The sequence below is a fragment of the Peristeroidobacter soli genome (genome assembly GCF_004138485.1).
Classification (GTDB): domain Bacteria; phylum Pseudomonadota; class Gammaproteobacteria; order Steroidobacterales; family Steroidobacteraceae; genus Steroidobacter; species Steroidobacter soli.
Map to the genome: position 1 here is coordinate 154,387 of NZ_RYEV01000006.1, position 14,037 is coordinate 168,423.

Genomic DNA, 14,037 nt, shown 5'->3' on the forward strand with positions numbered 1-14,037 from the left:
GAACTTAATACAGGCCCTTCAGCATGGGGCTGAGCGGCCGCTTTGGTGAGCAACTGAGTCTGGAGTCATGAGCAAGCGTTGGAATGTGGCGGTTCTGGGTGCGACTGGTCTGGTCGGCGGCAACATGCTGTCGATTCTGGAACAGCGCAATTTTCCGGTGGGCGAGCTGTTTCCCCTGGCGAGCGCCAAATCCGTCGGCAAGACCATTCGCTTCAAGGGTAAAGACATTCCAGTCCTGGACGTCGAGACATTCGATTTCACGAAGGCGCAGGTCGGTCTGTTCTCGGCCGGTGCCAGCGTCTCGAAGGTGCACGCCGTGCGCGCCGGTCAGGCCGGCTGCGTCGTGGTCGATAACACCTCGCAGTTCCGTTATCAGGACGACATCCCGCTGGTGGTGACCGAGGTCAATCCGCACGCGATCGCGGGCTACAAGACCCACAACATCATCGCCAACCCGAACTGCTCGACCATGCAGATGCTGGTGGCGCTGAAGCCGTTGCACGATGCCGCCGGCATCGAGCGCATCAACGTGGCCACTTATCAGTCGGTGTCGGGCGGCGGCCAGAAGGCCATCGACGAGCTGCGGGGCCAGACCGAAACCTTGTTGAAGGGCGGTCAGGTGACCCCGAAGGTGATCGCCAAACAGATCGCCTTCAACGTGGTGCCGCAGATCGACGTGTTCCTGGACAACGGCTACACCAAGGAAGAGATGAAGATGTTCTGGGAGACCCAGAAGATTTTCGAGGACAAGAACATCAAAGTGAACGCGACCGCGGTCCGCGTCGGCGTGTTCGTCGGCCATTCCGAGGCCGTCAGCATCGAAACCCGGCGCAAGCTCACCGAGGGCGAAGCCAGGGAATTGCTGAGCAAGGCGCCTGGGGTGGTGCTGATGGACGAGCGCAAGCCGGGGGGGTATCCAACCCCGGTCACCGAGGCTGCCGGCACCGATCCGGTGTTCGTGGGACGCATCCGGGAGGACATCAGTCACGACCGGGGTCTAAATCTGTGGATTGTGTCCGATAACGTTCGCAAGGGAGCAGCGTTAAATAGCGTCCAAATCGCCGAGATTTTGGTGAAAGAGTATTTGTGAGCTATAGTTGCGCGCCTAAAGTCAGGAAGCACATGAACTTTTCATGGAGTTTCCAGGCGAGCGCGCTGGTTCATCTGTAGCAAGGGCGCTTGCCATAAGGTCGTTGCATAACGCCTTAGGGGCAAGCTCCCCCACATCGCTAAAGGATGCTTCGGGACACGTACCGGGAGAGCTGATGAGAAGACACCTGCCGCGCCTGCTGCTGACGGGCGCACTGCTGTCCCCTGTGACGCTGTACGCGCTGGGTCTGGGGGAAATTCGCCTGAATTCCGCCCTGAATCAGCCTTTCAACGCGGAAATCGAGCTGCTGTCGCCGACCCCGGAGGAGCTGGGCAGCCTCAAGGTTGCGCTTGCCAGCAACGACGTGTTCTCGCGTTACGGCATCGATCGGCCGGCGTACCTGAGCAACTTCGACTTCGCGGTCAGTCGTAACCGCGAGGGCAAGGCGACCATCAGGGTTACCTCGAACCGGTCGGTGACCGAGCCGTATGTGACGTTGCTGGTCGAGGCCACCTGGGCCCGCGGGCGCCTGGTCCGCGAGTACACCGTGCTGCTCGATCCGCCGGTGTTCATGCCGTCGCAGAACGAAGCGCCCGCGCCGGTCACGACCCCGCAGTCGGCAACGACCGCGGAAGGTCGCATCGAGCGCCGTCCGACGCCTGCTCCTGAACCCGCTCCGGCTCCTGTTCCCGCTCCGCGCGCCACCGCGCCGGCGCCGGCGCCGGCTCCTGAGCGCACGCCTGAGCCCGTGGCTCAGAGCCCGGCGCCGAACAACGAACAGCTGATCATTGCTTCGCCGGGCAGCGAGTACACCGTTCAGCGTAACGACACGTTGTCGAGGATCGCGTCCGCCGCGAACCCCGGCAACCGTCGCGTCAACAACCGCACCATGATCGCGTTGTTCCGCGCGAACCCGCAGGCGTTCAGCGGCAACAACATCAATCGTCTGCGCGCTGGCAGCGTGCTGCGCATTCCTGATCTGGCCGAGATCGAAGCGATCTCCAACGACGAAGCCTCCGCGGAAGTGGCACGTCAGGCAGCGGAGTGGTCGGGCGGCGTAGTCGCCGACACCACGCCGGAAGCCGACCGCCTCCGCTTGGTGACGCCGCAGGAAACGCCGACTCCGCCGACGCCCGCTCCGGCTCCGCAGACGCAGGCTCAAACGCCGAAGCCGTCCACGTCCGCCGCGCCGGGCACACCGACCCCGCCGGATCGTCGTCTCGAAGTCCAGAACCCCGGCCTGGCGCAGGCTCAACGAAACATCGAGCCGACGCCTGCCGAGCAGCCGCCGGTCGAGCAGACCCCGCCGACGGAAGCTCAGGCACCGACGCCGAGCGAACCGGCTGCGGAACCCGAACAGCAGCCGGCTCCCGCGGCTGAACCGGCTCCGCAGGCTCCGCGAGCCCAGACGCCGCCGCCGGCGGTCGCTGAGCCGTCGCTGATCGACCGCATCACTGATTATTGGTGGGCGGTCGTGGGCCTCGGCCTCGCCGTGGTCGTCGGTGTGTTGTTCATGCGCCGTCGTCGCGAGAGCGAGGACGATTCGCTCGATTCGCTGTCGGCACCGCTGGCGTTCGATCCGCCGGCCGAACGTCCGGCTCGCGCGCTCGCGCCGTCGAGCAAGGGCGGCCGTGCCGATGCGTTCCTCGTGGAAGGCGAGGATGACGCCGGTCTGGTGAAGACCAACCTCGACACCGATCTGGACGATGGTCTGGATTTCGATCAGCCCGCTCCGACTACGCGTCGCGAGCCGGCCCGTGGCTTCGAACCCGCGGCAGCCGCGGCTTCGGCCGCTGCGCGCGCCGTCGAAGACACGATGAGCAGCGAGTCGGCGGTCCGCTTCGATCAGCAGGACGCGCTGGCCGAGGCCGATTTCCACATGGCGTACGGTCTGTACGACCAGGCCGCGGATCTGGTGAAGATCGCCATCGATCGCGAGCCGTCGCGCCGCGACCTGAAGCTGAAGCTGCTCGAGATCTACTTCGTCTGGGGCAACAAGGATCTGTTCCTCGACACCGCGCGCGATCTGTACGAGACGCGTGACGATGCCGCGCCGGGCGAGTGGGACAAGGTCCTGATCATGGGCAAGCAGATCGCCCCCGAGAACGACATGTTCCAGGGCGAAGGCAGTCATGTCGGCCTGGTCGACGTGAACCTCGAAGGCGGCGAAAACCGCGTCGACGTCGACCTGTTCGCCGAGCCCTCGGGCGAAGAGCGCCAGGGCCTCGATCTGGAATTCGCCAGCGGCGAGCACCGCGGCCCGAACGACGCGACCCAGGTCGCGAGCGATCTGGACTTCCTGCTCGATGAGCCGAATGACGACGACACGCAGGAACAGCGCACGCGTGAAATCGACGCGCTGGCCCGCACGCAGGAAACGCCGACCATCGAATCGCCGATGATCGACCGCACCGCCTCGACGGTGCGCGAGAAGATCGACAACGCGCTGTTCAGCAAGGGCACCAACACCGGCGATACCGCCGAGCTGTCGATCGACGACCTCGGCCTCGACGCCGACTCGCTCGATCAGGGCCGCGCGCTGGAAGACACGCATTCGCTCGACAAGGACACGATCGAAGACGTGCGGCCGTTGCGCGACGACGAAATGACCCAGCTCGCGCCGTCGCTGAGCAGCTTCGATCGCACGATGGAAGCGCCGCGCGTCGCGGAGCGTTTCGATGGCGACATCGAGAGCACCGGCACGATTTATATCGATCAGGTCGACCTGACCGGCGGCGGCGACACGGCCGAGCATCCGCGTCCGGACGTGGACTCGACCGCGTCGATGAAGAGCCCGCTGGCGATGACCGACATCGACCTGGATCTGGACGATCTGAGCGATGCGCGCCCGAACTCGGACACCGTGCGCCACCCGCGCAAGGACGAGGACATTTTCTCGGGCGACGTGTTCGGCAGCGAAGATCGCACGCAGGAAGTGCCGCGCGGTGGCGGTCTCGATCTCGACGTGGGCGAGCCGCTGGCCTCGCACGAGGATCGCGAGCCGACGCAGCGTCACGCGATGGCGACCGAGATGGAGCTGTCCGAGCTCGAGCCGGTCACCATGAGCGAGGTCGGCACCAAGCTCGACCTGGCCCGCGCCTACATGGACATGGGCGATCCGGACGGTGCCCGCAGCATCCTCGACGAGGTGCTGTCGGAGGGCAATCCGAGCCAGAAGCAGGAAGCTCAGCGGCTCATGGATTCGATTCGTTAATCGGAACTCAGGCGCCGGCCCCCGCTCGTGGGGTCGGTGCAAGATTCGTTATCCTTGCTCTCCCTGGCCGCCGCCCTCGCGGCCGACATTACTCGCTTGAATGCCCCGAATCGCGCTCGGTATTGAATACGACGGCAGCGGCTTTGCCGGCTGGCAGTCGCAGCTTCACGCCACTGGCGTCCAGTCCGTGGTGGAGAAGGGCCTGTCCGTCGTTGCCGATCATCCGGTGGAAGTCGTGGCGGCTGGCCGCACCGACGCCGGCGTGCACGCGGCCATGCAAGTCGTTCACTTCGATACCACCGCAGAACGCACCGAGCGTTCCTGGCTGCTTGGCTCCGTGTCCAACATGCCGAAGGAAGTCAGCGTTCTGTGGTCGCGCGAGGTGCCGGAGGGGTTCCACGCGCGCTTCTCAGCCATTGCGCGCCGCTATAGATATGTGATCCTGAATCGCGTGCCGCGCCCGGCCCTGAACGCCCACCGCACAGCCTGGGTCCGCGAGCATCTGGACGAGCAGCGCATGAATGAAGCTGCCCAGCATCTGGTGGGGCTGCACGACTTTTCATCGTTTCGCGCCGCGCAGTGTCAGGCGCGGACCCCCATCCGTGACCTGCACGAAATCTCAGTGACGCGGCATGGAGAGCTGGTCATCCTGACGGTCTGCGCGAACGCCTTCCTGCATCATATGGTGAGGAATATCGCTGGCGTGCTGATCGCGATCGGTACCGGCGAGCGGCCGGTGGACTGGACCGCGCAGGTGTTGAGCTACAAGGATCGGAAGCTGGGCGGCGTAACCGCCGTGCCGGGCGGGCTGTACTTCGCGGGCGTCCGCTATGCCGCGGCCTTGAAACTGCCCAGCGAGCCGGAATTCACTGTTTTGGCTTACGGAAGCTAGGCGCCTTCAAATTCCCTGGCCTCGGCCGGTTCACCGCTGCCGTTGGATGCTTCGACAAACGAAGTTGCCGACTTGGAGGGTTGGCAGTCGATCGGCGAGTTCTCCGGCAACTTGCCCGCAGGTTCGGGACCAAGTATAGATGCACCCCTCTCAATTCAGGCTGTCACCATGACCTGGTTCGAAAAGATCATGCCTTCGCGGATCAAGACCGAGCGCCGCACGCGCTCCGTCCCCGAAGGCCTGTGGATGAAGTGCTCGGCCTGCGACGCGGTCCTGTACCGCGCCGAGCTGGAGCGCAATCTCCACGTGTGTCCGAAGTGCGGTCATCACATGCGCATCGGCGCGCGCGACCGCCTGGAAGCGTTCCTCGATCCGGAAGGGCAGGTGGAGCTGGCCGACAACATCGGGCCGGAAGACCCGCTCAAATTCCGCGACACCAAGAAATATCGCGACCGCCTGCAGGCCGCGCAGAAGACCACGCAGGAAAAGGATGCGTTGATCGTCATGACCGGCACGCTGATGGGCGAGCCCGTAGTGTCGTGCGCGTTCGAGTTCTCGTTCCTCGGCGGTTCGATGGGTTCCGCGGTGGGCGAGCGCTTCACGCGCGCGGCCGAGCATGCCCTCGAGCATCGCAAGCCGCTCATTTGTTTCTCCGCGAGCGGCGGCGCTCGCATGCAGGAAGCGCTGTTGTCGCTGCTGCAAATGGCGAAGACCAGCTCCGCGCTCGCTCGCCTCGCACAGGCCCGTATTCCGTACATCTCAGTGCTGACCGATCCGACCACCGGTGGCGTGTCCGCCAGTCTGGCGATGCTCGGCGACGTGAATATCGGCGAGCCCAAGGCGCTGATCGGCTTCGCCGGCGCGCGCGTCATTCAACAGACGGTGCGCGAGACGTTGCCCGAGGGCTTCCAGCGCAGTGAGTTTCTGCTGGAAAAGGGCGCGCTGGACATGATCGTCGACCGCCGCGACATGCGCGAGCGCATCGCTGGGCTGCTGACGATCTTCACGCACAAGCCGGCGCCGCAGCCGAAGGTCGCGGCTTAACCGACACATGCCACTGCGGCACGGACTACGCGCCGCTGAAGTCGCATCGACCTGCGGCGCCTTCGGCGCCCAGGTCCTGGCTCTCGCTAACGCGGTGACAGGTTCCTATCGAGTTTTCTCGCCGCAGGTCCTGGCTCTCGCTAACACGGGTGACAGGTTCCTATAGAATTTCTCGCCGCAGATCATGGCTGCCGTTAGCACAGTGACAGTTTCCTTATGAGATCTCTGGCCGACTGGTTGCGCTGGCAGGAAACGCTGCACCCGAGCGCCATCGACCTCGGGCTGGACCGCATGCGTCGCACGCTGGAGCGGCTGAACTGGCGGCAACCGTCGTGCCCCGTCGTCACCGTCGCGGGCACGAACGGCAAGGGCTCGACCGTCGCGCTCACCTCACAAATTCTTCGTGCTGCCGGTTACCGCGTCGGCACGTTCACCTCGCCGCATCTGATTCGTTACAACGAGCGCATCGTCATCGACGGGCGCGAGGTGTCCGACGCGTCGCTGGTCGCGGCGTTCGAGCGCATCGAAGCGGCCCGCGGCGACGACACGCTCACGTTCTTCGAGTTCAACACCATCGCCGCGCTGCTGGTGTTCGACACCGCGGGTGTCGATGCGATCGTGCTCGAAGTTGGGCTCGGTGGACGTCTCGACAGCGTCAACGCCGTCGATGCCGATGTGGCGATCGTCAGCTCGATCGCCCTCGATCACACCGACTGGCTCGGCCCCGATGTCGAAACCATCGGTCGCGAGAAGGCCGGCATCTTCCGCGCGGGCAAGCCTGCAATTTTCGGCTCGCGCGACATGCCTGCGTCCATCGGCGAGGTCGCTCAGCAGTTGGGCACGCCGCTATACCGACTCGGTGAGGAGTTCGACTGGCAGCGCGACGGCGAGCGCTGGTCCTGGCGCGGACGGAACACGAACTACAACAGCCTCCCACGGCCCGCGCTTCACGGCGAACTGCAGTTCGATAATGCCTCGGCCGTGCTGTGCGCATTGGAATGCCTGTCATCTCGACTGCCGGTGACGCGCGACGCCATCGAGGCGGGACTGCGGAATGTGACACTGCCCGGACGCTTTCAGGTCGTGCACCGGACTGAACCCGTGGCGGTCGATTGGATTCTCGATGTCGCGCACAATCCCGCCGCGGCTCAGGCGCTCGCCGGACAGCTCGCATCGCGCCCCACGGGCGGACGAACCCTCGCCGTGTGCGGAATCCTCGGCGACAAGGACATCGAAGGCATCGCGACCGCTCTGCGTAACTCGTTCGACAGCTGGATCATCGTGGGCGTGCCGAGCGCCCGCGCCGTGCCCGTCGACGCTCTGTCGGAAAGACTGGCCAAGACGGGCGCGCACATAGCGAAGACTGCCGCGACAGTCGCGGACGGCTGCGAAGCCGCGCGGACGATGGCGCGCGCCGGCGATCGTATCGTCGTGTTTGGCTCGTTTCTGACGGTCGGGCCGGCGCTCGAATGGCTGCAAGCAGGAAACTGAGTTCCAGTCGTTAAGTCGCGTGTCGTTCGCGCGCCGCGCCTTTTATACTTCGCGCCGTGGAACGCCCTGTTAAAGAACGCCTGATTGGCGCGGCTGTGTTGATGGCCGCGGCCATCATCCTGATTCCCGAGATGCTTTCGGGACCCAGCCGCGAATCCGCGGAGAAACAGGCGCAGACGGCTGACACCGGTGAGGGCAGCGGCGAGGCTGCGATCAAGACCTACACCATCGATCTGAACAAGGCGCCCGGCTCCGCGCCGCCGACTCCAGTCGAGCAGCAGACCGACAATCGCGCGCCACCGCCGGAAGAAATGCCGCCGCCGGAGACGTCAGCGCCACCGGCCGAGCAGCCCTCTGCGGCGACTCAGGTTTCCCCTGAACCGAAAGCCCCCACACCGGCGCCGGTCGAAACTCCGAAGCCGGAGCCGCGCAGTGAACCCACGCGCCAGGTCGCCGCGCAGCCGGCGCGCGCAGAGGCGCCGCCGAAGCCTGCGCCGAAACCTGAATCGAAGCCCGAATCGGCCAAATCCGAGCCGCGAGCGGTTGCTTCCGCGCCATCCGCCCCCAAATCCGCGGTTCCCACGGGCAAAGGCTGGGCTGTGCAATTGGCAAGTTATGCCAGCGAGGCGACGGCGGAACGGGTCATGAACGAATGGCGCGGTAAAGGTCAGAGCGCTTTCGTGATGCCGGTGACCGCTGGTGGCAAGACGCTATACCGCGTCCGTATTGGTCCCACCAAGGATCGCGCGGGTGCCGAAGCCGTGCTGAAGGTCGTGAAGGCCTCCATCCCCAGCGCCGCCGTGGTGGCGCATCCGTGAGCGGTTCCGTTGTTTCCAAACCGAGCCGCGCTGATAGAATTCGCGCGCCCCAGGTCGCGAGGCCGTAAATCGTTGTTGCGCTTATGAATGGTGCTGACTACCTGATTCTCGGCGTCTTGGTTCTTTCGATGGTGTTGGGGTTCATCCGTGGATTCGTCCGAGAAGCCATTGGCGTCATCGCCTGGCTGGGCGGACTGTGGCTCGCCTGGCGTTATGCTCACGTGGTGGAGCCGCTGCTGGCCGGCCGAGTCGGTGATCCTCCGGTAAGCACCTGGGCCGCGCGCACGCTGATCGTGCTGGCGGTGTTGATCGTCGGCTGGATCGTTGCGGGCATCCTCAGTTACATGCTCCGCCACTCGGGACTCAGCATCATGGTGGACCGCCTGCTCGGGCTGGTCACCGGTTTCGTGCGCGGCGCGGTGATCGTCGCGGTGTTCGTGTTGTTGGGGCAGTTCGTGCAGCTCACCTCAACTCACTGGTGGAAGGGCTCACGGCTGATCCCATATGCCTCGGAAGCGGCGGGTTGGCTGCAGTCGTTTGCGGAGACCGGCATGAGCGTGCTCGAGAAGCAGGCGGCCGAATCCGCGTTGAGCAAAGCAGGAGTCTGAGCATGTGTGGCATCGTTGGCATCGTCGGACACAGTCCGGTCAATCAACAGATCTACGACGCGCTCACGGTCTTGCAGCACCGTGGCCAGGATGCCGCCGGCATCATGACGTACCAGGACGGCGAGCTGTTCATGCGCAAGAAGACCGGCTTGGTGCGCGACGTCTTCCAGGAAAATCACATGCTGAAGCTGAAGGGCAACGTCGGCATCGGCCACGTGCGCTATCCCACGGCCGGCTGTGACAGCGCCTCCGAAGCGCAACCCTTCTTCGTAAATTCGCCGTACGGTATTTGCCTCGGCCACAACGGCAATCTCACCAACACCGCCGAGCTCGCCGAAGTGCTGACGCGTGAAGATCTGCGTCACCTGAACACCACCTCCGATTCCGAAGTCCTGCTCAACGTGCTGGCGAGCGAGCTGTCCCGCGTGCGGACGCCGCGTGCGTCGGCTGCGGATATCTTCTCCGCGCTGAGCGCCGTTTATCGCCGCGTGCGTGGCGGCTTCGCGGTCGTCACGATGATCGTCGGTCACGGCCTGCTCGGCTTCCGCGATCCGCACGGCATTCGTCCTCTGGTGCTCGGTAAGCGCGAGTCGGCGCAAGGCTCCGAGTACATGCTGGCGTCCGAGAGCGTGGCGCTCGACATGCTCGGTTTCACGCTGGAGCGCGATGTGAATCCGGGCGAAGCAGTGTTCATCGACGAGCACGGTCGCCTGTACTCGCAGCAGTGCGCGCCGGCCGCGAAACATACGCCGTGCATTTTCGAGTATGTCTATTTCGCGCGCCCCGACTCGAAGATGGACAACATTTCCGTGCACAAGGCGCGGCTGCGCATGGGCGATCTGCTCGCCGAGAAGATCAAGCGCGTGTGGGCGGATCATGACATCGACGTGGTCATTCCGATTCCCGATACGAGCCGCACGGCGGCTGTGCAGGTCGCGCAGCTGCTCGGCGTGAAGTACCGCGAAGGGTTTGTGAAGAACCGCTACATCGGCCGCACGTTCATCATGCCGGGCCAGGAACAGCGCAAGAAATCGGTGCGCTCCAAGCTGAATGTCATCGACCTCGAGTTTCGCGGCAAGAACGTCCTGCTGATCGACGATTCCATCGTGCGTGGCACGACCTCCGCGCAGATCATCGATCTGGCTCGCGAAGCCGGTGCTCGCCGCGTGTATTTCGCGTCGGCCGCGCCGCCGGTGCGCCACGCCAACGTGTACGGCATCGACATGCCGACGGCCTCCGAGCTGGTCGCCAGCAACAAGACCGAAGAGGAAGTCGCCAAGTCCATCGGCGCGGATAAGCTGATCTATCAGGATCTCGACGACCTGGTCCGCGCGTGCCTGCATCACGACTCACAGATCGAACAGTTCGACACCTCCTGCTTCTCGGGCGAGTACGTCACGGGCGACATCACGCCGGCGTATCTGCAGCGCCTGGAAGAGGAACGTTCGGATCAGGCCAAGGCGAAGCGTCGTCAGTCGCCGTCGCTGAAAGCCATCCGCGCGGTGTGATTGACATGGCCGGCACTGTGAGCTGACGCCATGGCTCTGCCTGCCGGCCCCGCTTCCCGTCCGCTCGCCGCGGTGTCCGCCACCGTGGCGCCGCGCATCCTGATCATTACCGATCACATGGAGCTGGCGCGGGCTCTCGAACATCACATCTCCATCGTCTGGTCGGACGCCGAGTGCCGGATTCACGCACCGATGATTTCCGGTCGTCTGCATTCCGCATTCGCCGCTGTCGGATACGACGCTGTACTGCTCGATGATCGCAGCGAGCGCGGCCGCGGCGAGGAGTGGCTGGAGAATCTCCTGCATCGTGCCAGCTTCCCACCGATCGTCTATCTCGCCCCCGGCGACGATCCCGCGCTGGCCGCCCGCGCCGTGCAGCGTGGCGCTATCGAGTGCGTCGTCCGTGAGCGCATCGACCATCGACGCCTGGCGAATTCATTGCGCGATGCCGTTCAGCGTCGGCGTCAGGAATTGGCCCTGTGGCGCACCAGCGCGCAGGCGCTGCAGCTGTCACGCTTCGGACCGGTCACCATTCTAGGCCATCGTTTCATTCGCGAGCTCGCCATCGGCGGCACGTCGATGGTGTATCTCGCCGAGAGTGAGCGCGCGGGCGATCTGGTCGTGTTGAAGGTGCTGCGAGATGCGCCGGAGACGGGCGATCAGCACATGCAGTTCTCGCGCTTCCTGCAGGAATACGAGCTGATCTCGAAGATCCGTCATCCCAACGTCGTGCGCATCTTCGACCTGGGCATATCCGACGATCACGCCTACATCGCCATGGAATATTTCCAACGCGGCGATTTGCGCAGCCGGATCAGCAAGGGCATCGAGCCGCCGCAGGCGCTGCAGTATCTGGTGCAGATGGCGGCGGCGTTGCAGGTGGTGCACGAAGTTGGCGTGCTGCATCGGGATTTGAAGCCGGGCAATATCATGGAGCGCGCCGATGGCTCGCTCGCGATCATCGACTTCGGCCTGGCCAAGCACACCGAGGTCGATGTGGATATGACGAATGCCGGCGAAATTTTCGGTACTCCGTATTACATGAGCCCGGAGCAGGGGCACGGCCAGTCGCTCGATGAGCGCAGCGATTTGTATAGTCTGGGTGTGGTTTTCTACGAGATGCTGACCGGCAAGAAACCGTTCCTCGCGCCGACGCCCATGGGCGTCATTTATCTCCACGGCAACGCGCCGCGGCCGGAGTTGAGTACGGAGTTGGGTGTGTATCAGCCGTTGCTGAGCAAGTTGATAGCGATCGAGCCGGCGGATCGATTTACATCCGCGCGTGAGTTGGTCGCCGCTGCGATGAAGCTCGAGGCGGCGCACGCATGAACGCTGCAACTAGGGACAACGAGATTGTGACTTCGCACGGTGACATCGTTACGCCCGACGCGGCCGCTCGCGTCGACGCTGGCGCGTCCGGCACTGCCGCGCCGTCGCGCTATGCCGGCGTGCTGCTCGCCGCGACGCCCGCGCGTTGGTTCGAGGTTGCTTGCGAGCGCTGGCGCGAGCTACTGGTCGATCACGCCAACTGCGAGAAGAAGGCTGCGTCCACTGCGCTGAGCCTGATCTTCTCTTATCCCGAAGACATGGCGCTGACCGACAAGATGTCTCGTCTCGCCCGCGAGGAGCTGCGTCACTTCGAGCAAGTGCAGAAGCTCATGCAGGAGCTGAACGTTCCCTTCACTCGCATGCAGCCGTCCCGGTACGGGGAGGGTTTGCGACGCGCGGTCAATCGCTCTGAACCGGCGAGGGTATTGGATTTGATGCTGTGTGGCGCCCTCATCGAAGCCCGCTCCTGCGAACGCTTCGAAGGCCTCGGCCCGCTGCTGACCGAGCCGCTACGCGGCTTCTACATCGGCCTCGCCGTATCGGAGGCGAGGCATCAAAGTTTGTATCTGCGCCTGGCCGAGCAGCGAGCCGGTGACATCGACTGGCGCGCTCGATTGCAGCAGCTCGCCGCGATCGAAGCCGAATTGGCCACGAGCCCCGACCCGCAATTCCGCTTCCACTCCGGCGCACCCGCGCTCTGACGAGCTCAGCGCCGCAATCCCGCCAACTCAAACCCGCGCTCATCCCATCTGAGCACGCTGCCTTGTTCGTACCAATCGCCTAACACGATCCGTTTGAAAACCTGGTCGCCGACGGACACGTCATGAACCGCCGGTCGATGCGTATGACCATGCACGATCGCATCCGCATGCTCCTGCTCGAACGTTCGCCACACGGCGCCTTGATTCACATCCATGATCTGCGGCGCGGTCCGGTCTTTGGACTCGATATGCTTCTTGCTGCCGGCCCTCATCCGGGCAGCGAGCTTCTGCCGCCGCCCCAGCGACAGGCGTCGCAGAACGAATTGCACGAAGGGATTGCGGACGATGCGTCGTAACCGCTGATAATCCGGATCGTCGATACACAGCGTATCGCCATGCATGAGCAGCACGCGCTGGCCATATAGCTCGATCAAGGTTCCATCCGGCAACAGCTTCACGCCGGTTTCCTTCGCGAACCGCCGCCCGATCAAAAAGTCACGATTGCCGTGAATGAAGTAAACCGGCACGCCGCTGCTTGTCAGCGACTTCAATGCATCGATCACACGCCGCTTGTCCGCATCCGGGTCGTCATCCCCGATCCAGGCTTCAAACAGATCGCCGAGGATGTAGAGCCCGGCGGACTGCCGGGCCTCGCGGTCGAGGAACTCGAGAAATTGCGCCGTGATATCGGGGCGCTCGCCGTCCAGGTGCAGGTCGGAAATGAACAGCGTCGGCCGGCCCTCGCTCATTGCAACACTTCGACCCGCTTGATCACGATGGGCTGCATCGGCGCGTCGTGATCGAACGGACCGACATTGCCGGTGGCCACCGCGCCAATGTCATCGACCACGTTCATGCCCTCGATCACGCGACCGAACACGGTGTACCCCCAACGGCTGGGTTGCGGATCGAGCGCGGCGTTGTCCGCCAGGTTCACATAGAACTGCGCCGTGCCGCTGTGAGGCTCGCCGGTTCGCGCGAGGCCCACCGTGCCGCGACGGTTCGACAGGCCGTTGCCGGATTCATTGGGCGTGGCGGGGCGGGTGGGCTTTTCGACGTATTTGGTGTCGAAGCCGCCGCCCTGGACCACGAAGTTGCCGATCACGCGATGGAACACGGTGTCGGTGTAGAAGCCGGCCTTCGCGTATTCGAGAAACGAGGCGACGGTCAGCGGCGCGCGCTGTGGGTCCAGCTCAACGGTGAAACTGCCCAGGGACGTGTCCACCCGAACGCGGGGCGCCGACGACTGGGCCGAGACCAGCGACACGACACCGAGCACCAGGGCCGCCGACAGGGCGAGGAGGCGAGCGAATCCGGGAATGCGCATGAGTGACCGCCGTAG

Annotated in this window: 12 protein-coding genes; 10 read left to right on the plus strand and 2 right to left on the minus strand. The window is 64.4% G+C overall.

Features of this window, described 5'->3' with window-relative positions; all coding sequences use genetic code 11:
• The first annotated feature begins 67 nt into the window (after positions 1-67).
• The 10 genes from EKO19_RS27205 to miaE all read left to right on the plus strand — a co-directional run bounded on the left by EKO19_RS27205 (position 68) and on the right by miaE (position 12,695).
• The gene (locus EKO19_RS27205) at positions 68-1,090 is read left to right on the plus strand and encodes an aspartate-semialdehyde dehydrogenase (RefSeq protein WP_129780546.1); all 1,023 of its coding nucleotides are present in this window, start codon (positions 68-70) and stop codon (positions 1,088-1,090) included.
• A gap of 175 nt (positions 1,091-1,265) precedes the next feature.
• Complete coding sequence (locus tag EKO19_RS27210) at positions 1,266-4,304, plus strand: FimV/HubP family polar landmark protein (RefSeq protein ID WP_129780547.1); 3,039 nt, start codon at positions 1,266-1,268, stop codon at positions 4,302-4,304.
• A 100-nt stretch (positions 4,305-4,404) separates the two neighbouring features.
• Positions 4,405-5,196: a tRNA pseudouridine(38-40) synthase TruA gene (truA, locus tag EKO19_RS27215; protein WP_129780548.1), complete on the plus strand. Its 792-nt coding sequence runs from the start codon at positions 4,405-4,407 to the stop codon at positions 5,194-5,196.
• Between the two features lie 168 nt (positions 5,197-5,364).
• Entirely contained in the window at positions 5,365-6,240 is an 876-nt protein-coding gene (accD, locus tag EKO19_RS27220; protein WP_129780549.1) for an acetyl-CoA carboxylase, carboxyltransferase subunit beta, read from the plus strand.
• 216 nt (positions 6,241-6,456) lie between these two features.
• Positions 6,457-7,731 (plus strand): bifunctional tetrahydrofolate synthase/dihydrofolate synthase, encoded by a 1,275-nt coding sequence (folC, locus tag EKO19_RS27225; protein WP_129780550.1) that lies wholly within the window; start codon positions 6,457-6,459, stop codon positions 7,729-7,731.
• A 56-nt stretch (positions 7,732-7,787) separates the two neighbouring features.
• Positions 7,788-8,549 carry an SPOR domain-containing protein gene (locus EKO19_RS27230; RefSeq protein ID WP_129780551.1) on the plus strand — a complete coding sequence of 254 codons (762 nt, stop codon included), beginning with the start codon at positions 7,788-7,790 and terminating at the stop codon, positions 8,547-8,549.
• A gap of 83 nt (positions 8,550-8,632) precedes the next feature.
• A complete protein-coding gene (locus tag EKO19_RS27235; RefSeq protein WP_129780552.1) occupies positions 8,633-9,157 on the plus strand; it encodes a CvpA family protein in 525 nt (174 codons plus the stop codon).
• Between the two features lie 2 nt (positions 9,158-9,159).
• A complete protein-coding gene (purF, locus tag EKO19_RS27240) occupies positions 9,160-10,665 on the plus strand; it encodes an amidophosphoribosyltransferase (RefSeq protein ID WP_129780553.1) in 1,506 nt (501 codons plus the stop codon).
• A 30-nt stretch (positions 10,666-10,695) separates the two neighbouring features.
• Positions 10,696-11,994 carry a serine/threonine-protein kinase gene (locus EKO19_RS27245; protein ID WP_129780554.1) on the plus strand — a complete coding sequence of 433 codons (1,299 nt, stop codon included), beginning with the start codon at positions 10,696-10,698 and terminating at the stop codon, positions 11,992-11,994.
• Positions 11,991-12,695, plus strand: a complete 705-nt coding sequence (miaE, locus tag EKO19_RS27250) for a MiaE family protein (RefSeq protein WP_129780555.1) — start codon at positions 11,991-11,993, stop codon at positions 12,693-12,695. Before EKO19_RS27245 ends, miaE begins: the two co-directional genes overlap by 4 nt.
• A gap of 5 nt (positions 12,696-12,700) precedes the next feature.
• Here miaE and lpxH read toward each other — a convergent pair whose 3' ends face one another.
• Positions 12,701-13,444 (minus strand): UDP-2,3-diacylglucosamine diphosphatase, encoded by a 744-nt coding sequence (lpxH, locus tag EKO19_RS27255; protein WP_129780556.1) that lies wholly within the window; start codon positions 13,442-13,444, stop codon positions 12,701-12,703.
• On the minus strand, positions 13,441-14,022 hold the full coding sequence (locus EKO19_RS27260; RefSeq protein WP_129780557.1) for a peptidylprolyl isomerase: 582 nt from the start codon (positions 14,020-14,022) through the stop codon (positions 13,441-13,443). The genes lpxH and EKO19_RS27260 overlap by 4 nt, the downstream gene beginning before the upstream one ends.
• Positions 14,023-14,037: the final 15 nt, after the last annotated feature.